19 protein-coding genes, 1 pseudogene and 2 riboswitches are annotated in these 21,599 nt (G+C 35.3%); of the genes and pseudogenes, 8 read left to right on the top strand and 12 right to left on the bottom strand.

Annotation, left to right across the window (positions count from 1 at the left end; translation table 11 throughout):
* Positions 1 to 330 precede the first annotated feature (330 nt).
* The 7 genes from RCG17_RS17395 to RCG17_RS17365 all read right to left on the bottom strand — a co-directional run bounded on the left by RCG17_RS17395 (position 331) and on the right by RCG17_RS17365 (position 7,385).
* Positions 331 to 1,335 carry a Gfo/Idh/MocA family protein gene (locus RCG17_RS17395; protein ID WP_308171391.1) on the bottom strand — a complete coding sequence of 335 codons (1,005 nt, stop codon included), beginning with the start codon at positions 1,333 to 1,335 and terminating at the stop codon, positions 331 to 333.
* Between the two features lie 63 nt (positions 1,336 to 1,398).
* Entirely contained in the window at positions 1,399 to 1,929 is a 531-nt protein-coding gene (locus RCG17_RS17390) for an MFS transporter (protein WP_308171390.1), read from the bottom strand.
* Positions 1,883 to 2,926 (bottom strand): MFS transporter, encoded by a 1,044-nt coding sequence (locus RCG17_RS17385; RefSeq protein ID WP_308171389.1) that lies wholly within the window; start codon positions 2,924 to 2,926, stop codon positions 1,883 to 1,885. Before RCG17_RS17385 ends, RCG17_RS17390 begins: the two co-directional genes overlap by 47 nt.
* Before the next feature lie 148 nt (positions 2,927 to 3,074).
* Positions 3,075 to 4,163: a mannonate dehydratase gene (gene uxuA / locus RCG17_RS17380; RefSeq protein WP_308171388.1), complete on the bottom strand. Its 1,089-nt coding sequence runs from the start codon at positions 4,161 to 4,163 to the stop codon at positions 3,075 to 3,077.
* 15 nt (positions 4,164 to 4,178) lie between these two features.
* Positions 4,179 to 4,871, bottom strand: coding sequence for a GntR family transcriptional regulator (locus tag RCG17_RS17375; protein ID WP_308171387.1), 693 nt, complete (start codon positions 4,869 to 4,871; stop codon positions 4,179 to 4,181).
* A 192-nt stretch (positions 4,872 to 5,063) separates the two neighbouring features.
* A complete protein-coding gene (locus RCG17_RS17370) occupies positions 5,064 to 6,161 on the bottom strand; it encodes a Gfo/Idh/MocA family protein (RefSeq protein WP_308171386.1) in 1,098 nt (365 codons plus the stop codon).
* A 57-nt stretch (positions 6,162 to 6,218) separates the two neighbouring features.
* Positions 6,219 to 7,385 carry a Gfo/Idh/MocA family protein gene (locus RCG17_RS17365; protein ID WP_308171385.1) on the bottom strand — a complete coding sequence of 389 codons (1,167 nt, stop codon included), beginning with the start codon at positions 7,383 to 7,385 and terminating at the stop codon, positions 6,219 to 6,221.
* A 599-nt stretch (positions 7,386 to 7,984) separates the two neighbouring features.
* Here RCG17_RS17365 and RCG17_RS17360 point away from each other — a divergent pair.
* Positions 7,985 to 8,902: a class I SAM-dependent methyltransferase gene (locus RCG17_RS17360; protein ID WP_308171384.1), complete on the top strand. Its 918-nt coding sequence runs from the start codon at positions 7,985 to 7,987 to the stop codon at positions 8,900 to 8,902.
* Positions 8,903 to 9,580: 678 nt separating this feature from the next.
* Here RCG17_RS17360 and RCG17_RS17355 read toward each other — a convergent pair.
* Positions 9,581 to 9,826 (bottom strand): hypothetical protein, encoded by a 246-nt coding sequence (locus tag RCG17_RS17355; RefSeq protein ID WP_308171383.1) that lies wholly within the window; start codon positions 9,824 to 9,826, stop codon positions 9,581 to 9,583.
* A 558-nt stretch (positions 9,827 to 10,384) separates the two neighbouring features.
* Between RCG17_RS17355 and RCG17_RS17350 the strand changes: the two genes are divergently transcribed.
* On the top strand, positions 10,385 to 10,738 hold the full coding sequence (locus RCG17_RS17350; protein ID WP_308171382.1) for a hypothetical protein: 354 nt from the start codon (positions 10,385 to 10,387) through the stop codon (positions 10,736 to 10,738).
* A 552-nt stretch (positions 10,739 to 11,290) separates the two neighbouring features.
* Here RCG17_RS17350 and RCG17_RS17345 read toward each other — a convergent pair.
* Positions 11,291 to 13,567 (bottom strand): EAL domain-containing protein, encoded by a 2,277-nt coding sequence (locus RCG17_RS17345; protein ID WP_308175874.1) that lies wholly within the window; start codon positions 13,565 to 13,567, stop codon positions 11,291 to 11,293.
* A 216-nt stretch (positions 13,568 to 13,783) separates the two neighbouring features.
* Positions 13,784 to 13,870, top strand: a riboswitch (cyclic di-GMP riboswitch).
* A 66-nt stretch (positions 13,871 to 13,936) separates the two neighbouring features.
* On the opposite strand from RCG17_RS17345, the gene RCG17_RS17340 reads away from it, so the two are divergent.
* From RCG17_RS17340 to RCG17_RS17315, 6 genes are all read left to right on the top strand, one after another.
* Positions 13,937 to 14,290: a response regulator gene (locus tag RCG17_RS17340; RefSeq protein ID WP_308171381.1), complete on the top strand. Its 354-nt coding sequence runs from the start codon at positions 13,937 to 13,939 to the stop codon at positions 14,288 to 14,290.
* A 517-nt stretch (positions 14,291 to 14,807) separates the two neighbouring features.
* Positions 14,808 to 14,894, top strand: a riboswitch (cyclic di-GMP riboswitch).
* 65 nt (positions 14,895 to 14,959) lie between these two features.
* On the top strand, positions 14,960 to 15,118 hold the full coding sequence (locus tag RCG17_RS17335; protein ID WP_308171380.1) for a Spo0E family sporulation regulatory protein-aspartic acid phosphatase: 159 nt from the start codon (positions 14,960 to 14,962) through the stop codon (positions 15,116 to 15,118).
* Between the two features lie 544 nt (positions 15,119 to 15,662).
* Complete coding sequence (locus RCG17_RS17330) at positions 15,663 to 16,187, top strand: lecithin retinol acyltransferase family protein (protein ID WP_308171379.1); 525 nt, start codon at positions 15,663 to 15,665, stop codon at positions 16,185 to 16,187.
* A gap of 259 nt (positions 16,188 to 16,446) precedes the next feature.
* Positions 16,447 to 16,773, top strand: coding sequence for an IS66 family insertion sequence element accessory protein TnpA (locus RCG17_RS17325; RefSeq protein ID WP_308171378.1), 327 nt, complete (start codon positions 16,447 to 16,449; stop codon positions 16,771 to 16,773).
* Positions 16,767 to 17,123, top strand: a complete 357-nt coding sequence (gene tnpB / locus RCG17_RS17320) for an IS66 family insertion sequence element accessory protein TnpB (RefSeq protein WP_308171377.1) — start codon at positions 16,767 to 16,769, stop codon at positions 17,121 to 17,123. Before RCG17_RS17325 ends, tnpB begins: the two co-directional genes overlap by 7 nt.
* A 113-nt stretch (positions 17,124 to 17,236) precedes the next feature.
* Entirely contained in the window at positions 17,237 to 18,793 is a 1,557-nt protein-coding gene (locus tag RCG17_RS17315) for an IS66 family transposase (protein ID WP_308175808.1), read from the top strand.
* A gap of 414 nt (positions 18,794 to 19,207) precedes the next feature.
* Here the strand turns inward: RCG17_RS17315 and RCG17_RS28375 are convergent.
* The 3 genes and pseudogenes from RCG17_RS28375 to RCG17_RS17310 form a co-directional block, all read right to left on the bottom strand.
* Positions 19,208 to 19,515: pseudogene (locus tag RCG17_RS28375) on the bottom strand (ATP-binding protein).
* On the bottom strand, positions 19,512 to 19,694 hold the full coding sequence (locus RCG17_RS28370; protein WP_374120839.1) for a histidine kinase dimerization/phospho-acceptor domain-containing protein: 183 nt from the start codon (positions 19,692 to 19,694) through the stop codon (positions 19,512 to 19,514). The pseudogene RCG17_RS28375 and the gene RCG17_RS28370 overlap by 4 nt, the downstream one beginning before the upstream one ends.
* Before the next feature lie 24 nt (positions 19,695 to 19,718).
* Entirely contained in the window at positions 19,719 to 21,323 is a 1,605-nt protein-coding gene (locus RCG17_RS17310; protein WP_308175873.1) for an EAL domain-containing protein, read from the bottom strand.
* Between the last annotated feature and the right edge of the window lie 276 nt (positions 21,324 to 21,599).

Genomic DNA, 21,599 nt, shown 5'->3' with positions numbered 1-21,599 from the left:
TGCTGTGTAAAGATTATGTTTAAGAAAATAACCGTTTACTTTAGTTGAAAATCAAAAATACTGTAAAGCATTGTTATATAGGATATCCTGCACACAATTACCATAGTAGCAGTACAATACTATACTAGTATGGCAGTTGTAGGCTCATTATAGTATTGGTTGTCCAAATTTTCAATCGCTTTTAATAATTTGCATTTTATTTTGTTGTGTGATCTTGGAAACAAAAAGGTAATCAATTGGAATTTAGTCGGTATTAGCTCTTATCCTTAATTCTGGATAAGAGCCCCTATACAAAACCATAGTATCCTTATAATTATTTTACTGGATACGCTAATTTTTCATTTTTACATCTTTTTGCAGTTTGGAAGATTCACAAATAGTAGCAATCATTTCAAGTGATGTCAGAGCATCCCTTACGTGAACATAATTGGTATCATTATTGATAATACAAGAATAGAATTGATTAATTAATTTTGCATGGCTTGCGCCATAATAGAACTTTGCACCTGGAAGTTTTTGATCTTCGATTATTTCTTCCTTTTTTCCATTTTCATTCAATCTGGTCAGAATGCTGTCTTTGATCGTGAATTTTCCATTTTCAAAAAGTACCTGAAGCTCAACACTAGAATCACCAGAGTTGGCAACGGTCGCAAAAAATAAACCCAATGCACCGTTATCAAATTGAATGTTGGCAGATGCTGTATCTTCCACTTCAATATCATAGTTTAATAGATTAGTAATAGAACCTTTGATTGTCTTGATTTTGCCGCCAATAAGCTGCATTAAGTCAAGTGTATGAATCGATTGATTCATCATCACACCACCGCCAGCATACTTCATTTGGCCACGCCACGGCTTCGTTTGATAGTATTCTATCGGACGATACCATGTGACTAATCCTTTTATACCAACTACTTTTCCATATTCTCCACTGCTGGCGATCTCCTGCAGTTCTTCAAAGGTTTCATTAAAGCGATTTTGAAGACAAATGCCAATTTTCACATTCTTGTTTTCTTCCTCAAGTCTTGCCAGAGCTGCTCCCTCATCCACATTTAGCGCTAATGGTTTTTCTTGAAGTACATGAATCCCCTTTTCAACACATGCCATTGTTATCGGATAATGGAGGTAGTGCGGTAAACAAACATGAACGCAATCAAGCACTTCCTTTTCTAGCATCTCCTGATAATCTGTATAAAAGTTAACATTTGGAACAGTATCCTTTAAGGTTTCGTCAATATCGCATACTGCTGTTAACTCGGCATTGGGGTTTACCTGTACTGCCTGCAGATGAACTTTAGATACATCTCCAAGACCAATAACCGCCACTTTTAGCATGAGAACATCTCCCTATAATAGCGCAACCCATATCTATAGTAGAAATGGGTGCGCTTCTATTAATTAATTTACTTTTTTCAAGTCTGATTGGACAGGCTTCTGGGGTGACACATTGTTATTTCCCCAAAGTTGTTCATATTTCCAGCCAGTTAGCATTTCAACTACATCACGTGTTTCTGCATTTACTGATTTCATAGAACCGCTATTTTTTAATCTATTAACTTCAGCAAGTAAAATGGTGTGGTTTTTCTTAGAAAGTTTAAATACAGTTGCAACAATAAAACTAATGACTAGAAGACCGATATTTCCAACAACCAGAACTCCGATAAGTGTATGGATTGCTTCAGGAGATTGCGTTGTTGCCTTGGAAACGAATCCGCCTGATGATAAAACAACACCTACTATAAATGTTGCTAGAGCTGTTGTACTTTTACGAACAAAGGTCATGATTCCAGCAAAGATCCCTTCTCTTCTTTGGCGGGTTACCATCTCGTCCACATCTGGAATAAATGGATAAATATTCCATGGAATATAATACAAGCCGCTTCTACCTAATCCAATTATGAAGGCTAATGCATATAGAGCTGTTACCATTGAAGATGGCTGTATGAAATATAATGATATAATTACGGGCTACACCGGCTACAACAAACGTATAAGCTACTTTCATTGAATTTGATGGACCTATTTTGAGAACCAACCAACCATATAATGGTGTACAAATCATCTGAAGCAACGCACAAATCGTCAATAAGTTAGCTGCAAGAATGGCATCTTTATTCAGTGCAAAAACAATGAAATAAACAAATACAGCACTTAACATATCCATTGCGGTAAAGGAACAAATATAAATCAACAGATGCTGGCGAAAACTTTTAATTCTAAAGGTTGATGCCAAGCTAACAAAAGGCTTTGTGATAGACTGTAGAAAAGGAACTTTCTCTGGTTCTTGTTCACTTTCTGTTTCCTTACGATCCCATGTTGTTCTATGTGTAACGAATAATGCAACGAAGAAAATGGCAGCGAAAATTAATCCGTTAAAAAAGAATACTGATGGTGAATTTTTTCCGAAATGTCCAAATAATAAACTAGGTACATAAGTTGCTAAAGTTGATGCCAGTCCTGAATAGATCAGTCTGATTGCAGATAACTTTGTACGTTCATCAAAGTTGTCTGTCATTTCGCTTGCAAGGGTTTCATATGGAATTAAGATCATTGCTGCAATAAATTCCATGCAAAGATAGGTAACTAAGTAATACCAGTAACCCATGCCGGCAATCCACATTAGAGCATAAAGTGCCATTAAAGGCATTCCCAGTAATAAGAAAAACCTCCGTTTTCCAAACTTTTTACCAAGTTTCGTCCTGCCGAAAGTATCTGTAATATAACCCATAGTCGGACTAGCTATTGCATCTACAATACGAGCGATCGCAATAATCGATCCTGCTGCAATCGGGCTGATTCCACAAAATGTGGTGTAAAAATATAACATCCAAGCACTCATTACAGCAAGAAAACCACCGCCAAATAAATCCGTTGCACCATAACCAATAAAGTTCTTCCATGTTAACTTTCTTTTTGCAGATTCCATTCGTTTCTCTCCTTAAAGAAAATAGTTTTTTTACTTTTAATAACACAAAAACAAGGGAAACGTTTTCAATATTTGCATATAAGAAAAGGAACAAATATTATTCCTTTTCTATCATCTTTTTTCAAGCATGGTGGGGGACAATCAGGGATTAAAGTGCGCCCACCGATTCTTTCTTTTTCAACAACACATTTGTATCCCAGGCACCTATTAAATACATAGCACCTAATGCACGGTCATATAAGCCATAACCTGGGCGGCATACTTCATCCCAAATATGTCGGCCATGGTCGGGACGAATATAGCCGTCGAAACCGTTTTCGTAGAAAGTATTAACGATTTCAGTTATTGGTAATGAACCATCTTCTACTCGGTGAGATGATTCAATAAAGCTGCCATCTTCAAAGTGCTTAACATTTCGAATATGTGCGAAAGGAATGCGATCAGTAAAAGTTTTAACAATATCAACTAAATCGTTGTTTGGATTGCCTCCTAAGGAACCAGAGCAAAATGTCAAACCATTCGATGGACTGTCAACAGCGTTTAAAAGTCGCGCAATGTCTTCTTTGTTTTTGACAATCCGTGGTAACCCGAAGATTGAGAACGGCGGGTCATCTGGGTGAATCGCCATTTTAATACCACATTGTTCGGCAACCGGACAAATTTCTTTTAAGAAGTAAGTTAAGTTTTCCAAAAGATCTGCTTCTGATACATCTTTATATTGAGAGAATACGAGTTTCAAATCTTTTAATCTTTCAGGTTCCCAGCCAGGAAGTGTAAAGTCTTTTGCGTTTTCTTCCATATTTTTAACGACTTGTTCTGGTGTTAGTGCGAGAACTTTTTTGGCATCGAAAAATAATGCTGTGCTGCCATCCTCTGTTTCTTTAAACAAGTCTGTTCGGAACCAATCAAATACTGGCATAAAGTTATAGCAGACAACTTTTACGCCAAATTGGCTTAAATTTTTCAACGTTTCTTTATAGGCTTCGATGTATTTGTCTCTTGTTGGCAGCCCCAGTTTGATGTCCTCATGGATGTTAACGCTTTCTACGACCTCAGTATTTAAACCGCATTCATTTGTTTGGTTGACTACTTCTTCGATTTTTTCAGCAGGCCATACTTCACCAACTGGTACATCATGAAGTGCCCAGACAACCCCTTTGACGCCAGGGATTTGGCGGATTTGTTTTAACGTAATGGAGTCATTGCCTACTCCATACCAACGAAATGTCATTTGCATGTTCCGTACCTCCTGTTAGTTTTGTGTAAAGTAATCTGGATACCTAGCTTTAATTTCGTCTTTTTCGAAATTTACCAGCTTAAGGTGTTTTTCCATAAGTTCTACTGCCAAATTGTCATTTTTCTCAACAATCGCCTCAAATATTTCTCGATGCTGAGACACGAGGACATTCCAATCTGTTTTAGCTAAAAGTCTAAGAACTCGCAATCTATCAAAATGGCTATTCATTTGGCGAATCATTTTCCATATCCTGCTTTTCCCAACTGACTCGAAAAAGATCTTATGATATTCTTTGTCTAACAGAAAAAGTTGTTGGTATGTCCCTTTCCTTAGGCACAATTCCTGTAGAGCTAAATTTTTTTCAAACAAGAATAAAGTGCTTTCATTTAATTGTTCACAAGCAAGTCTGACGATTACTTTTTCCATGTTTTCTCTTACAAACCTTGCTTCTTCAACAAGGTCTAAATCAATTTTTGAAACAACCGTTCCACTTTGCGGATAGATTTCGATCAGTTCCTCTTTTGCTAATTTAAGAAAGGCTTCTCTCACAGGAGTTCTGCTGACGGCTAATTTTTCAGCCATTTCTTTTTCCGATATTCTTACGCCAGGCTTTAATTCTAGATTAATAATTTGATTTTTAATCACCTGATAAGCATAATCTCTTGTTGACCCTTTTATTCGAGATTTTACATGAATGATAGGAATCATCTCTTTTCAGAGCAAATATATTTGTTTTTTAATATTCTAATCATACTAGTATGGTAGTTATATTACCATTCTAGTATGAACTCTGAAAAATAACAATAGATTAATAATATTTTTTATTTGGGCTGTATTAAATTTAAACACAGCCCTTTTATTTTAAAAACACATATATTTACGATTTTTTTTGAATGATGATTAGCTAACCGGTAACTCTGCACCTTCAATTAAAACTGCTTTTTCTTGGGCATCAATACATAATTCAGCTGCTTTAAAGGTATGTTCCTGTGTCATCGCATTTTCAGTGCCATTTAAACAATCTAAAATAAAGTCACCAAAGAATGGGAAACCAACCTTTCCTGCTACCTCAAAATGTTTTTCACCTTCATGATTTACCAGGTAAACATGATCGCCGTTTCCATTGCGGGCAATATCAATATACTTCCTTACTTCAATATAGCCGTCTGTCCCCAAAATAGTTACTCGTCCATCTCCCCATGTACCAAGCCCATCCGGTGTAAACCAATCGACTCGGAAGTAGAATGTTGCTCCGTTATCAGCAACAAGAGTAGCATCACCAAAATCTTGAAACTTCGGATATTGTTTAAAATGATAGTTGGCAATTTTACTATGCACTACCTTTGCATCTTTTGCCCCAGCAAAGTGTAAAAACTGTTCAATTTGGTGGCTTCCAATATCGCACAGGATTCCGCCATAATATTCCGGGTCGAAGAACCAATCTGGTCTCTGGTCAGCAGAAATCCGATGTGGACCTACTCCGATTACTTGCACAACCCGTCCAATTGCTCCTTCTTCAATTAATTGGCCGGCAAATACCGCACCTTCCACATGGATACGTTCACTGTAAGAAATTCCCCATTTTAAACCTGTTTCTGCAACCTTTTGCCTTGCCTGCTCAATTTGTTCTTTTTTTGTAAAACCAGGTTTATCGGAAAAATAGTGCTTTCCATGATCTAATACTCTAAGACCAAGAGGTCCACGATTATTTGGAATGCAGGCACTAGCAACAAGCTTAATATCAGGATTATCCAGAATTTCCTCTTCAGAAGAAGCCGCTTTAGCTTGAGGATACTTTTCGATAAAGGCCTGTACTTTCTTTGGATCTGGATCATACACAGCAACCAATTGTGCCCCCGCCTCCGTTAAGCCGTTTGACATTGCATAAATATGTCCATGATCCAAACCTATTGCAGCAAATTGAAATTCACCTGGTTCGACGACAACACGTTCTACTGAAGATTTTGGTGCATAATTCATTCCATCATTTCGATCCATATTAATCGCTCCTTTTTGTTAGAATTAAGACGAAAAGTGGTCATATCAGAGCTACGATTATTCGTATTTCCCGCCTGTTGTAATTGTATTATCTGAGAAATTTTCAATATTACCTGTCTTTTCATAAAAGTGAGTGGCGTTTTTAAGGGCACCTGCTCTTGTATAGAACGGACTGTTTTCATCTAATGGAAGCTTTACTGATTGACCTGTACTTGAAGCTTGGTAAATTGCTGTAATCATTTCAATCGTTTGCTTTCCTGTTTTACCGTCGACAAGCACTTTTTCTTTCTTCCCTTCAAGTACCGATAAGACATCATCGATTTGTCCTGTATGGAAAGTATATTCAAGATCTGCTAGCTGCTCATAGGCTGCTTGCAATTTTGCTTCCAATTCTTCGTCTTTCTCTGGGAAACCATTTGGTTTTGATTTGGATGCCGTAACCTTCCAAGGAACAGAGACACGAGCGTTTTTACCCTGGAATATCAATTGCTGTTCTTCTCCATGATGGACAACCGAACTAGTAATTTGAGCTAAACTTCCATTTGGGTAACGGCAGATTGCTACCGATAAGTCCTCAACCTCTGCATTGTCATGCGATGTATTGGTTGCGATTGCTGTTATTTCGGAAGGCATACCATTCATCCAGTGGAAAATGTCAATATGATGGACAGCATGATTTAATGTGCAACCGCCGCCCTCTTTCTCATATGTTCCTCTCCACCAAAGATCATAATAACAATGGCCTCTCCACCAAAACGAATCTACTTGAGTGTGAACAATAGGACCCATTAATTTGGTATCAAGAATGGATTTTAATTTCATCATTGGATTGGTCCAGCGGTTTTGAGAAATGATCGATAATACTTTTCCGCTTTGTTCTTGTGCACGGATCATGGCATCACATTCTTCTAAAGATGAAGCCATTGGTTTTTCAACCAAGACATTTTTCCCGGCATTTAAAAAGTTAATCGCAATTTCAGCATGTGTATACGGTGGTGTACATACTGATACTAAATCTATATCTGAACGGTCTAACATTAATTTGTGATCATCATAGATATCTACATTTAGATTAAAGTCCTTTGCAGCCTTTTCTGCCTTTTCTGCCTTTTCTGGATAGATATCGCATAATGCTACAATCTCACATCTTTCCGATAATTCCTGATACGCTTTTATATGGTTAGGTGCTATTGCTCCTGTACCAATGATCGCTACCTTTATCATTCGAGTAACATCCTTTCAAATTTCTTTTTTAGGATTACCTACTGCCAAAGCTTGATATGTTTGAATAAGTCTTTGACTAGAGAACGGTTACAATTCAATAGAAATATTAGCGTCTTCTAATATCCTAATCATACTAGAATGGTAGTTTCGGGTTCATACTAGTACAATCATTGTCTATTATAGATAGAATGATTCTTTAAACACTTATATTTGCTAATATTTATGCTTTTCCAACATTAAAAACAGACAAGTTACAAATATAGGAGAATACAAAAAGAGACACACTAATATTGAATAGTTCAAATATTAGTGTGTCTCTGGGTTCTCTCACAAGTTATTAACTTAAATCTACTATATTTCAAATTACAAAGGTTGTCAATAGAAAAATAAACTCTTTAAAAGAAGTATTGCTTTACTTCTAATTACCTCTCCAACATTTGATTAGAAGCAGGCAAAAGCTATTATTGTGGAAAATAAATTATATATATATTGACAAAAAAATTTACTTATGCTATAATTTACTATTAAAACATTAGCGTGTATAATAAGATTCTCCTGGCCAGGGGAATCTTATTTTTGTTTTACAGGAGGATAAATGGATGAAAAAAAATGAATCAAGTTTAACTTCCTTAGTATCAGCCTTTGGGCGAGCATACCATAGTAAATATGACACACCCAAAATTTTTGATGATTTTATTGCAAAAGATTTAATTACCCAACAGGAGTATACAGATATTCGTGAAAACATGATTAAAGGAATTCAATTCTTTAATCATGAAATTGCAAAGACGTTTCAAGATCAACCAGATGAAATTTTAAAATGGATTACACAAGTCCAACTTTCTCCAACTCCTTTAGCACGTGCTGCCTATTGTGAAAATGTATTATTTCATGAAATGTGGCTGGGGGCTAAACAATATGTAATTCTGGGAGCAGGATTAGATACCTTTTGTTTTCGGCACCCGGAATTAAACGACAGCTTAGAAATATTTGAACTTGATTATCCAGCCACACAAGACTTAAAAAAGGTAAGGTTAGCAAATGCTAATTTTCAAATTCCTGTGAATCTTCATTTTATCCCAATGGATTTCACTAAAGAATTTACTGTTCAAAATCTTGTTGATAAAGGGTTTATGCCTAACAAAAAAACTTTCTTTAGTCTATTAGGGGTTTCTTATTATTTAACAAAAGAGGAAATTGCCAATTTGATTAATGAGATATTTACTAAAGTTCCATCAGGAAGTTCTATCGTTTTTGATTATGCAGGCGACAAACTTTTTGAAGAAAAAGGAATGTCCAATAGAGTTCAAAATATGCTTCACATGGCTTCTGTCAGTGGTGAGCCAATGAAATCAAGTTTTACTTATGATGAAATGGAGAAAATGTTAGAAAGATCAGGTTTACTGATTTATGAGCATTTATCCCCTGACACGATCAATAATCAATTCTTTCGTAATCGTACAGACTATTTGTCTGCATTCGAAACGATTCATTATATCCATGCTGTAAAAGAATAATATTTCGATTAATTACAGACTTCCTCCCAATCTTCCCTATGAGTGGGAGGTTGTACATACTTTTATCTAAGATTTTAAACATATTTTAAAGAGCCTCTCTTTCAAAAAAGCGAGAGGCTCTTTTTTAGAAACTATTTATGGTACGGTTCATCACTATTAATACAAATTATTACCCCGCCCAGTAAATTAGTTGATTTCATTTTTGTACAACACAAAAAAACTCTTCCGAAATCCCCCTCCTCCAACCCGCATTCGACCGTCGGAGTGAAAATAAAGTTTTCCTACCCGGACCCCCATTTTGAAGGTTTTTTGATTCAAAAATGGCCGTTTTTTCGCCTGTTTTTTTGCATTTTTTTCACGTTTTTTTCGGTTTTAAAATAAAGTCTTCCGAAAGTTGGTCAAGGGCAAATAAGGGAAAAAGCCAGTCAGGACAAGGGATGGAGCATGGAACAGCCCTGAAATCGGAAAAGTATTTTTTCACAAAATCAGGGCTGCAATCGGAAGTGTTTATTTGGGTAAGGAAATTTCTATTTTTGGGCTACATAGGAAGAAGGAAGAATTAAGAGATAAGAAAAAAGCAGAGTAAACTATATATACAATTAATTAATCACACCTGTTCTCTGAATATTAACATTTCCTCGTATAAGACTGGCTCCATTTTCTTTTTGATAAAAAAGTTTATGATATGTGATCAACTAGCTCTTTTATTGCTGATGCCTTCCAAACAATTCCTAAATCAGATTCATTGTTTATTCTCCCGCTATATATTCCATGGAACCTACTAACTGGACCATTAAAAATAGCTGATCCTCCCTCTTCCATAGCAACCATTCCACCTGGACGGTAAGAAATTACTGCTGAACCGGACTGCCCTTGTCTTGAACGGCAATCTATTAAGAAAATAGGAAGATTGGAATAATTCACCTCTGTCTCTGTTGCAACAAAGCCCGTAGCCCGAATCGCTAATGAACCCCCTCCTCGCTTTGATATATTATTAAAAACCTAAGTAATACAAGATTAAGCCAAAATATTATTTTAATGCTTAAATGCAGTAAAATCGGGTTCCTAACTCACAAAACCCTAGTGAACATTTTCCACTCAACGGAAAAGAAGGTTTTGTTTTTTTTATGAGGACGACCGCCAGCCAAAATGAGGTTGAATTATATGTATAGGGTTATGTTTCGGTCATCCTGATTTTTTAATAGAAACTACAGAATAAACCTTTTTTAAGTTGGCAGAAACATATCATCTTTTGATTAAGTATTAGAAGATAAGTTACGAATAAAACAGATTAAATTGACTTTGGGCAAAATACTGATTACTTTTTCCATTCTAACCTGCGATTTTCTCTTTATTTTGGTCTGAATTTTTATTAACTGTTACTGCTATTTACTAGAACCACCTCAAACTCATTTCAGTTATGATAGGAATTTCAATTCGATATGATGATAATGTACTAAAACTGAAAGGGTTGATGTGGTTATGACAACTTCTTATCGAATCAATGTATTCGAAGACGAATTCCATTCGAAAGTAGTAGCAAGGGTCAAGTACAATGCAGATCTTGATTATTGGGATGGTCGCAATTGGACAAATGGCGGAGTAGGAAGGCATTTGGGGATCACCAAGCTCAAAGATGGCAGCTATGTACTTATATACGGTACTCAATGGCAAGGTGAAAAAGATTATGGGGTGATTGTACCACCAGAGGAAGGGTTAAACGAGATTCTAAAGTCTAACAATACCGAGCTTTTGAATCAAAAAAGGCTTGAGGATTTGAAGGCTTTATCTGAAGAAATGCAAATTCTCAGTGACACCGAATACGAAATGGAGTAGAAATCTCAATAAAGGAGAGATTGTTCTCCTTTTTATTAAGCAATAGAAAAACGGGAAGTAAAAAGAATTTACAGGTATTTTCCTATCCTAGCATATTTACGCTATAACATTAAATATATACATAAAGAGTCGATGTGCTGTCATACATCGCCAGGCAACAATTGCTTCGAGTGTAGTTTTAGAAGGGCCCCCCTTGCTTTTGCCAGAGCAATTTCGAGTGGCTTTTCGTTTGAAATCAATTCCCTGAGAACACTCACAGTTCTATAAATTTTATCCTCCCTCTATTCAACAAAAATCCAAGGCTAAACCAATAGAGAATTCAATCCTTTTTCTCATCCAATAGATACAATATAGTTCCTGATTTTTTTATAGCTTTTATGCTCTTGCTTTTATGCAATAATTATTATTCTGTTTTACCGGAACTAGAAAGTAGGAAAGAAATTATTGATTTTTTCCCCATGCTTAATGGCAAAAAAATAGGAGTTAGTCCCCCACAAAATTAATATACTTCACGTACTTTATAATGTAAGCAATTTTGAACATCACTTGAATTTAATTGTTATCTATAAGTATATTGCTAATGGGTAATATCACTTCAACTGTAGTTCCTTGATTAATTTTACTTTTGATGTTAATTGTCCCTGCATGTTCTTGGATAATTTTATGACAAACCATTAAGCCAAAGCCTGATCCCTTTTCTTTTAAATTATAAACGGGTTCACCAATATTCTTTATTCGATCTTCTGACATACCAACGCCATTATCAATGAATTTTATTTTTATGTTGCTAGCATCTTGGCTAAGAGTCTGAATTTTAATAGTTCCTCCATTAGGCATTGCCTCTGTAGCATTATGAAGAATATGAATAAACACTTGTTTAATTTGGCTTTCGTCACAATGAATAGTTGGTAAATCTGATTGGCAGTCCTGAATAAGCTCGATATTTTTCATTACTGTTTGAGAACAAAGTAAGTTAAGTACCTGTTTTAAAAGTTCATTAATATTTAACTCTATAATTTTATGGTTTTGGTGCTTAGCAAATGCTATAAATTCTTCTAAAATTTCCTCAATTCTATGAATTTCAGATAACGTTGTTTGAATATAAAGGGGCTTCTTAACTTCTTTTTTCAATAGTTGAACAAATCCTTTTATAGTTGTTAGAGGATTTCTAATTTCATGGGCAATACTTGAAGCCAATCGCCCCACTAAAGATAACTTTTCCGATTTCCGGAATTGTTCTTCCGTTTTCTTTCGCTCTGAAATATCTCTACCTACAACAACAAGATATTCAACCTCACCATTTTCATTTAATACAGGTGTAACATGCGCTTCCACATCTACCCAATCACTTTTAATATGTTTATTGCGATATTCAACTTGGAAAGGCTTTTTCGTATATAACGATTGAGAATAGTGAAGCCGTACTTTTTGGACATCATCAGGATGAATAAAGTCAAAAATAACATTGCCTTGAAAACACTTTGGTGAATATCCCAAAATGAATTTATGAGAAGGCGAAGCATATTTTATAATGAAACTTGTTTTTAATACTCGAATTAAATCTTGGGTATTTTCTGCAATAAGTCGATAATTATACTCACTTTCCCTTAGTCTTTTCTCCATCACTTTTTGATGAGTTATATCTACACCTGAACCTATTACCTCAATTACCTGTCCACCTCTTCGAATTGGGCGTAAAGTGGCTAAATACCAAATTCCATTCACTTTTGCTTCGTACTTTACATTTTCTTCACCATTCCACGCTCTACAAAAATACTCAGTTTTTTCCTTTGCTATAGACGGGGGTAAAAAATCATTTAGTTCCTTCCCAATCACACTCTCTGGAGTAAACCCCATACGGTACAACAATTCTCCATCACATAACGTATGAATAAATCTCCCATCTTTTTCTTTAAATTTGAATATCATCGCTTGCTGCTGTCTAACAGTATCTCGCAATTCTTGACGTGCATTAGCTAATTCTTCTTCTAGCCATTTTTGTTTACTAAGCTCCTGAGAAATTCCCTCTTTTATAAGGATTTTTTCAAAATCAACCAAATATCGAATAAATTCTGTCGGAGGTAAAGGTTTGCTAAAAAAATAGCCTTGTCCATGATTACAAAGGTTTTGTTGAAGAAATATTAACTGATCTTTATACTCTATGCCTTCAGCAATCACTTCTAACTGTAATTGGTGAGACATGGCAATGATCGCTTTCACAATAGTGGCATCTTTTGTATCTACCATACAATTACGTACAAAACTTTGGTCTATCTTAACTTTATCAATGGGAAACTCCCTTAAATAATAAAGGGAGCTATACCCTGTCCCAAAGTCATCCAAACTAATTTGTAAACCAATTCGTTTTAAATCTTGTAATATATAGAGAACTTCTGGGGCATTCATCATGATACTTTCCGTAATTTCAAGTTCCAAATATTCAGGAGAAAATCCGGTTTCTTCTATAATTTTCTGTACGACTTCTACCAAATTTGGTTGAAAAAATTGACGGGCTGAAAGATTAACCGACATAACCATAGGAGTTATCCCAATATTCAGCCATTCCTTTCCTTGTTCACATGCAGTACGTAAAACCCATTCGCCAATAGGTATAATTTGTCCCGTTTCCTCTGCAATAGGAATAAATTCCAATGGGGATATAAGTCCTTTTTTTGGATGATTCCAGCGTAATAACGCTTCTGCCCCCTGTAACTTTCCCGTTTTCAAATCAAGTTTTGGTTGATAGTGAAGTAGGAATTGATTTCTCTCAAGTGCCTTCCCAAGATTATTTTCCGTTTGTAAAATGTCATCTGAATTTATATGATCCACTTTCAAGTTTCACACCACCAATATCTAACGTGTAATAAAAGAGATTATATAACAAAACATTGTTAATTTATGTCGAAATATGTAATTGAAAATATCTAAATACTTCAAATAGAGTTCTGGCTTAGCACTTTAACTCTATCTACCTGTAACAATCACCTAATTTGGGAAATATCTAAATTCCATTTTTTCTACAAATATCGACAGTTTTTGATACAATATAGACATAGGCAAATTTTACGAAAGTAAAAGACGCAAAGCCAAGGACCTAAAACGTATAATCGTCATGGTAGCCTGGTTGCCAGGAATATTCCTGTTTATAAATTAATCACTTTCCTAAATTGCCTAAATTTAGTGAAAAGGTGTTTCTCGTTGAAAAGTATTTTACTTGCAGACGATTCCCGTTTTATGCGGAATCATTTAAAAGCCATTCTAAATAATTCAAACTATACAGAAATAATTGAAGCCGACAATGGTGTAAATGCTGTTGAAATGTATAAAAAGTATTCACCCAATATTGTGTTAATGGATATTACAATGCCTCTCCTAAATGGAGTAGATGCCTTAAAAGAAATAATAAAGATTGATCCACTGGCAAAGGTTGTTATGTGTACTTCATTAGGAGGACATCACTTCATCAAGGAAGCATTAAGTGTGGGGGCAAAAGATTTTGTAGTTAAACCCTATTTTCAAAATTTAGTTTTAATAGTAAATAAACATGTTTAAAGGATAAAAAGGATTCAAGTATTAAAATCTAAAACATCTTTTACTTTAGATTTTCCTGTATCCATGTTTTGCAGTTATATTTCTAATGCAAAACACCACAATTTTTCCCATCCTACTTGGTCCATAAGAAAAAGAGTTCAAAGGTTAGGACAGGCACCAATATATAAACACTTTTGGTCGATGTTTTTATTAAAAGGGAAAATTTATAAATGTGATATTGATTGCGGGGTAAATTTCAAATACAAAAATAACTCCTTCTGTAAAATCACCAAAGAGGTTGTATTTTACATCTCAATAAGTAAATACTATAAGTTGCAAACATATCGAATACAATGTTGTCGTTACAACTGATCTTAGACATCCGTTTAGATATAAAGAACGCCACTTAAATAAAATCTTCTTATCCTTTCTTTTTTGGACTGCTCTAATACGAAATAAAGTACTGCCTTATTCATTTTTAAAGTAAATTAAGTTCCAGATTTTTTTACTATATCCGACAACATTAGGTATGCTACTATTTATCTATGGGCAAATTTTACGAAAGTAGAAGACGCAAAGCCACGGGCCTAAAACAAATACTTGTCATGGTAGCCGGGTTGCCAGGAATGCTTGAGAAATTATCATAATTTTCCTTTCTTGATTTGCCTTGTCTTAGGAGGGAAAAGAGTAATGCTATTATTAGAACTAATGTCTTCTTGTGAACTAAAAGAATCAATCGAAACACTAAAAAAACAATTATTTGAGATTGCAGCAGTTAGAGGTTTTAATAATGAAAGAGCAGTGGAAATAAGCCAAAGAATTAATTTATATCAAAAATATTTACGTTAATAAATTCAAATCTCAATCTGATAAAGAATTAATCTCAGCAATTTTAAATGCCACACTTAAAATCGAAACTCTTTTTTTGGAAACAATGTTAAAAGAAATAATTCAAGAAATATATACGATTTATGATTTGAGACACTTCAAGAACTTACTCTCTTTTTACTTCGTCTTTTCCTCCCTCCCGCACTGTTCAGAATATCTCTTTTCTCATATATTTTTTCTTCTCTCTTTGGATCTGCCCTATTTGACCCAATAGAAAAAAGAATAAAGAAGTACAATTTGCAACCAAAAGGTATACTGCCAATGGCTATTGTCAATATGTGAATTGGTTGCTAATTCAATTGTTATTTGTGATGTCAACTCTGGTTTGTTTAGAACAAAACAATAATTTTATTTTATGATAAAATGTAGTTAAGGGTTTTGAGTATTATTTACTTCAACTATGCTGCAGTTTAAGATAGCAGAAAACTCATACCTCTCAAGAATAATTCCCCCCCAAAAAAAAAGAGATTCTCTAATTTTATTTGAATAAGGTAGAGGTAGAATAATGAAACTTTTTAAGTTTGTCGTACCAATTTTGTTGAATGAGGTGACTAAAAATTCAGTTACTAAAGTTAATAGAGTTATCGAAAAACAAGCTAGAAAGATACATCCAAAGCTGGGACAAACCGTAAGAAAATTTAACGAGACAACTGAAAATGTACATATCACTCTAAATAACTTTTTTGATGCAAACGACCCCATAAACGCAACAGTAAGGGCTTTGTCAAATACAAAAGATATAAATTTGGGCGACCACTTATACGTTCAACGAGTAGGTTATACACACCATGGAGTTTTTATTGGAAATAATTCAGTTATTCACTACCTTGGGAAGGAAGGAGTAACAATTGATTCACTTGAGGTGTTTACTCAGGGGGCAAAAATCCATAAAAAAGAAAGTAAAAAGATATACTCTAATGCGGAGATAATAGTTCGAGCCAGAAGTAGATTGAGAGAAAAAAATTATAACTTGTTCGGAAATAATTGTGAAAATTTTGTTATATGGTGTAGAAGTGGAAGACTCTATTAAAAGGGGTATAACTAAAGAATCAGAAGCGGTTGGGTTTTAAGAAAACCCAACCGCTTTTTGTGTACTAATTATATTGTGATTTATGAGGCTAAACCTTATGTAATTTGAGATGTGACTTTGCGTTTTCTCCACGTTAGGAACAACATACTTTCATTTCTTGTTTCTTCCTTTTTTCGTAAGCGTCAAATAGCTCCCACCTATTAACAGAAGAACCTCTATGAGATAATCTCCTCAAATAATAATTTGGGGAGGTTTTTAATTGGATAAGTTAAATTTACGTAAGGAATGGGAGCTTCGAATTACTGATTTTAAAGCTAGTGGTCAAACCCAAACTAAGTGGTGTGCAGATCACGAACTAAATATCCACCAGTTTAGGTACTGGTTAAGAAAATTTAACCCATCTGAATTAAATAAAGCTAGGGTATCATCAAATTCAAACTGGCTATCAATTGATGATATTGATGATCAAACAGGAACTGGGAACTCCTTATCTGTAAAGGTGGCGGGAGTTACAATTGAAGTGAAGCCAGGTTATGACCCGATGCTTTTTCTTGATGTAGTAATGAAGCTGAAATCTTTATGTTAAATGAAGCAACTGTAGATCGAGTCTACCTCGCACGAGGTAGTACAGATTTACGGAAATCTATTGATGGATTGGCTGTTCTTGTTAAGGAAGAATTTGATTTAGATCCCTTTTCTTCAAGTCTATTTGTATTTTGTAATCGTGGGAGAGATAAATTGAAAATCCTTCATTGGGAACACAATGGTTTTTGGCTATATTATCGCCGACTGGAACGAGGAAAATTTCATTGGCCATCCGACAGTAGTACAGTTCCTTTGAAAATTAGCCCACGACAACTACGATGGCTTCTTGATGGATTATCATTAGATCAAAAACAAGCACACCCTGTAGTAACAGCAAGAACTGTTATTTAAATAATGAAAAATCGTAGAATTAGCCTGTTTTGTCGTATAATAAAATTATGAAAAAGTCAGCGAATTCAACTACCACAACCCCTACAATTGAAGATCTTCTACAACGCTTGGAAATGCTGGAGAAGCATAATGCAGAATTAGAGGCGAAGCTAAAAAAGCAGAACGAATTAGAGGCAAAAGTAAAATGGTTTGAAGAACAGTTTCGCCTTCTGCAGCAAAAAAGATTCAGCTTTTCCAGTGAAAAAACCAACCCCGATCAATTGGAACTTTTCAATGAAATTGAAAAAGAAGCAAATCCTGAATTGCCAGAACCTACTTTAGAATCTATCACCTATCAACGACGCCGTAAAAAACGCGGACATCGTGAAACGATGTTAGAAAACTTGCCTGTAGAGACGATTGAATATCGTTTATCCTCTAGTGAGCAAGTTTGTTCGTGTTGCGGTGGAAAATTACATGAGATGAGCACGCAAATGCGCCAAGAACTAAAATTCATTCCTGCGGAATTGAAAGTGGTTAAGCATGTTCAGTATATTTACTCTTGTCGTCATTGTGAGCGTGAAGAAATTGAAACGCCCATTGTCACAGCACCAATGCCTAAACCTGTCCAGTCTGGGAGTTTAGCATCTCCTTCTTTAATGGCTCATATTATGAACCAAAAATATGTAGATGGGTTGCCATTATATCGACAAGAACGGCAGTTTACCAGACTTGGAGTGATATTATCACGCCAAACCCTTGCCAACTGGATGATTCACGGAGCAAACCAATGGCTGATTTTGCTTTACGATCGTATGCATCAAATTCTTTTGGAAAATGATGTATTACATGCGGATGAAACAACCTTACAGGTGCTTCATGAACCTGAACGACCAGCCACATCAAAATCTTATCTCTGGCTTTACCGATCTGGAAAAGAAGGACCGCCAACCATCCTTTATGATTATCAGGAAACTAGATCCGGCAAAAACGCAGAGAAATTCCTATCAGGATTTAAAGGATATTTACAGGTAGACGGATACGCTGGGTACCATAAGGTACCTGATGTAAAACTTGTCGGTTGTTGGGCACATGCACGTCGTAAGTTCGATGAGGCATTAAAAGTATTGCCTTCTTCGAAGCGAATGACATCTGGGGCAGCAGCAAACGAAGGTCTCCATTACTGTAACCAACTATTTCGCATTGAGCGCAACCTAAAAGAGGTATCTCCTAAAGAACGTTATGAACAACGTATAGAACGCAGCAAGCCAGTCTTGAATGCTTTTTTGGCATGGCTAAAAATACAGGAGCAAAAAGTGTTACCAAAAAGTGCTTTAGGTCAGGCAATAACCTACTGTCTCAATCAATGGGATAAATTAGTGGTATTTCTCGAGGATGGGCGTTTAGAGATTGACAATAATCGCAGTGAACGCTCAATCAAGCCCTTTGTGATTGGAAGGAAAAACTGGCTATTCTCAAATACACCACGAGGTGCAAAGGCCAGTGCAATCATCTATAGTATCGTGGAGACAGCTAAGGAAAATGGTTTAAATCCATATTATTATCTTCGTTATCTGTTTGAGAAGTTACCCAACATTGATCTGACAGATAAAAATGACCTAGATAAAGTACTTCCTTGGTCAAAAACACTCCCAACCGTTTGTATAGATTTTAAAAACTTACCTAAATAATAACGCGATCCCCACCTGTCAACCAGGTGGGGATTATTTTACGCTTACCTTTTTTCTGTAATTAAGTTCTTCCCATAATGGGCAAAGAATTAGGATCAAAGAAGGGATCAAGAGAAAAAATTCTATTGAAAAACACACGAAAAAGAACTGAAACCCTACGGGTTTATAAAGTGAGGAAAACAACGGAATAGAAAGAAGATAATGGAGAAAAAACAGGATGAGCCTTTACGGGACAAGGAATTGGATAGGCTTCAAAAAAGGAAAAAGACTGGACCACTATTGGATCCAGCTCGAATTGCCATAGATTTAGATCAGAGAATAATCTCGAAAGACTCCTTGCCATGCTTGTCTGCATCTGGGTCATGTTTAAATCACACGGCATGACTAAAAAAATGCTATTATATATATATCCTTCTACGGCCTTCCCTTTATGCTGCCTTGAATGATAGGCAATATAACATTCACTGTTGTTCCTAGATGAGGTGTACTCCTAATGTCAATCCAACCGCCATGTTCTTGATCAATTTTATAACTTAGCATTAATCCCAATCCAGTTCCCTTTTCGTTTATACTATAAAACGGTTCCCTAATTTATCCAACCTATCCTTAGTTATTCCAATCCCCCGATCAATAAACTTTATTTTTACAAAGTTTGTACCTTTATAAAGGATTTGTATCTTGAGAGTTCCTCCATCTTGCATTGCTTCAGCAGCATTTTTCATAATCTGAATGAATAATTATTTAATTTGATTACTATCACACTGAATAAGCGGCAAATTAGAATTTCGGACATCATGGTATTCACATAAAGTGGCTTATCAACTTCCTTTTGTAAAAGCTGAACAAATCTCTGTATAGTAGTAAGTGGATTACGTATTTCATGAGCAATACCTGATTCCAAATGTCCAACGACCGAAAGTTTTTCCTACTTTCGCATTAATTTTTCTCTAATCTTTCGTTCAGAAATGTCACGGGCCACTATCACAAAATGTTTTACCTCTCCATTGTTGTCAGATAAAACAGGTGTAACCTTTGCTTCAAAATCCACCCAGTCTCTATTCACCTTTTTTAAACGAAACTCTGCTTGAATAGGCTTTTTAGATAGAGACGCATCAGCATATTGTTTTTTAATACGAGGATAATCTTCCTTGTGCATCATTTCGAAAATCGGACGGCCAATATACGCCTTTGGTGAATATCCCAATATCTTTTCATGTGAAGGAGAAGCATATTCAATAAAGTTATTTATGTCTACTACTCTAATTAAATCCTGGGTGTTTTCTGCTATAATACGATACTTGGATTCACTTACCTTTAACGCCTCTTCTGTCTGTTTCAGTTTGGTGATGTCGATACTTGACCCATAAACATCAACTACTTCCCCACCTTTTCTAATCGGACTTAAATTAGTAATATAGAATATTCCATTAAATTCTTTCTCGTAGGTTACATCTTCATCTCCATCCCATGCCCGTTGATAATGGGTCTCCAGCTCTTTAGCAAGGGAACTGGGTACGAACTCTCTTAATTCCTTTCCAATCACACATTCTGGTGAAAGCCCCATTCGATATAATAATTTGCCATCACATAAGGTGTGGATAAATTTTCCTTTCACCTTTTTAAATCTAAAAATCAGTCCTTGCTGCATTCCCATCCTATCAAGTAATTCTTCACGATTATTTTTGATACTCTCTCTTATCAACTTTTGATTGCTCGCTTCAGGTGGAATACCTTCACGAACGATTACTTGCTCAATTGTATAAAAATTCCTCTCTAACACTTTTGGTGGTAACGGCTTACTAAATAGAAAGCCTTGACCAATGTTACATAGATTTTGCTGAAGAAAACTTAATTGTTCTTTCGTCTCGATTCCTTCCGCAATAACCCCAAATTTTAACCGATGGGCCATTTCAATAATTGACTTTACAATCGTTGAAGAGTTCAAGTCTGAGGTACAATTTTGTACAAAAGATTGATCTATTTTGATTTTATCGATTGGAATTTCTTGTAAGTAATAAAGAGAATTAAAACCAGTGCCAAAATCATCTAAACTAATTTGTACACCAATATTTTTTAGTTCCCTTATCACTTTAGGGGCATTAAAGGCATCAAGCATAATTCCTTCAGTGATTTCAAACGTGAGGTATTCAGGAAGAAGTTTTGTTTCATTTATAATGTATTTTACACTTTCGGCGAAATTCGGCTGATACAATTGCCGTGCTGATAAATTGACAGACATAAGTAAGGGGTGGTGCCCGGCAGCCATCCATTTCATATTTTGTAAACAGGCTGTTCGTAAAATCCATTCTCCCATAGGAATAATAAGTCCTGTCTCTTCGGCGATGGGTATAAAATCTAATGGCGAAATTATTCCTTTTTCAGGATGTTGCCATCGGATCAAAGCCTCAACCCCCATAATTTTTCCTGAAACTAAATCGACCTTTGGCTGATAATATAATCGAAACTCCCCCTGTTTCAGTGCCTTTTTTAAATCCTCCTCTAATTTGAAGACTTCGAATGTTTCTTTCATTTTCAAAACTTCGCCACCTTATCGCAGTAAAACTTCCGAACCATAAAAGAGACCAACTAATAAGGCTGGTTAGTCTCCGCTCTAATTTATGAACAAGTTGATGTTTTCCTCTGTAGCTTATTTTCGGTAATTTTTTAATCTTTCTTTTCAAATATAGGTATTTAGTTCTATTTCTATTATACTAAAGTTTTTTTGCTTATTTACCATTTAATTAAATTTCACTTTTTCGACAAATTCATGAAACTCTTTCATTCTATAAGGAAATACCCTTAATAC

The sequence above is a fragment of the Neobacillus sp. PS3-12 genome (assembly GCF_030915385.1).
Taxonomy (GTDB): Bacteria; Bacillota; Bacilli; order Bacillales; family Cytobacillaceae; genus JAEVLT01.
This window is presented reverse-complemented; position numbering and strand designations above follow the sequence as displayed.

What these genes read in the sequence shown, in the direction of transcription:
- RCG17_RS17335 (WP_308171380.1), top strand. Translation starts at nt 14,960, where the DNA reads ATGCTATTATTAGAACTAATGTCTTCTTGTGAACTAAAAGAATCAATC.
- tnpB (WP_308171377.1), top strand. Translation starts at nt 16,767, where the DNA reads ATGTTAAATGAAGCAACTGTAGATCGAGTCTACCTCGCACGAGGTAGT.
- RCG17_RS17315 (WP_308175808.1), top strand. Translation starts at nt 17,237, where the DNA reads ATGCTGGAGAAGCATAATGCAGAATTAGAGGCGAAGCTAAAAAAGCAG.
- uxuA (WP_308171388.1), bottom strand. Translation starts at nt 4,163, where the DNA reads ATGCAAATGACATTTCGTTGGTATGGAGTAGGCAATGACTCCATTACG.
- RCG17_RS17360 (WP_308171384.1), top strand. Translation starts at nt 7,985, where the DNA reads ATGAAAAAAAATGAATCAAGTTTAACTTCCTTAGTATCAGCCTTTGGG.
- RCG17_RS17385 (WP_308171389.1), bottom strand. Translation starts at nt 2,926, where the DNA reads ATGGAATCTGCAAAAAGAAAGTTAACATGGAAGAACTTTATTGGTTAT.
- RCG17_RS17350 (WP_308171382.1), top strand. Translation starts at nt 10,385, where the DNA reads ATGACAACTTCTTATCGAATCAATGTATTCGAAGACGAATTCCATTCG.
- RCG17_RS17375 (WP_308171387.1), bottom strand. Translation starts at nt 4,871, where the DNA reads ATGATTCCTATCATTCATGTAAAATCTCGAATAAAAGGGTCAACAAGA.
- RCG17_RS17310 (WP_308175873.1), bottom strand. Translation starts at nt 21,323, where the DNA reads ATGAAAGAAACATTCGAAGTCTTCAAATTAGAGGAGGATTTAAAAAAG.
- RCG17_RS17395 (WP_308171391.1), bottom strand. Translation starts at nt 1,335, where the DNA reads ATGCTAAAAGTGGCGGTTATTGGTCTTGGAGATGTATCTAAAGTTCAT.
- RCG17_RS17390 (WP_308171390.1), bottom strand. Translation starts at nt 1,929, where the DNA reads ATGGTAACAGCTCTATATGCATTAGCCTTCATAATTGGATTAGGTAGA.
- RCG17_RS17370 (WP_308171386.1), bottom strand. Translation starts at nt 6,161, where the DNA reads ATGGATCGAAATGATGGAATGAATTATGCACCAAAATCTTCAGTAGAA.
- RCG17_RS17365 (WP_308171385.1), bottom strand. Translation starts at nt 7,385, where the DNA reads ATGATAAAGGTAGCGATCATTGGTACAGGAGCAATAGCACCTAACCAT.
- RCG17_RS17330 (WP_308171379.1), top strand. Translation starts at nt 15,663, where the DNA reads ATGAAACTTTTTAAGTTTGTCGTACCAATTTTGTTGAATGAGGTGACT.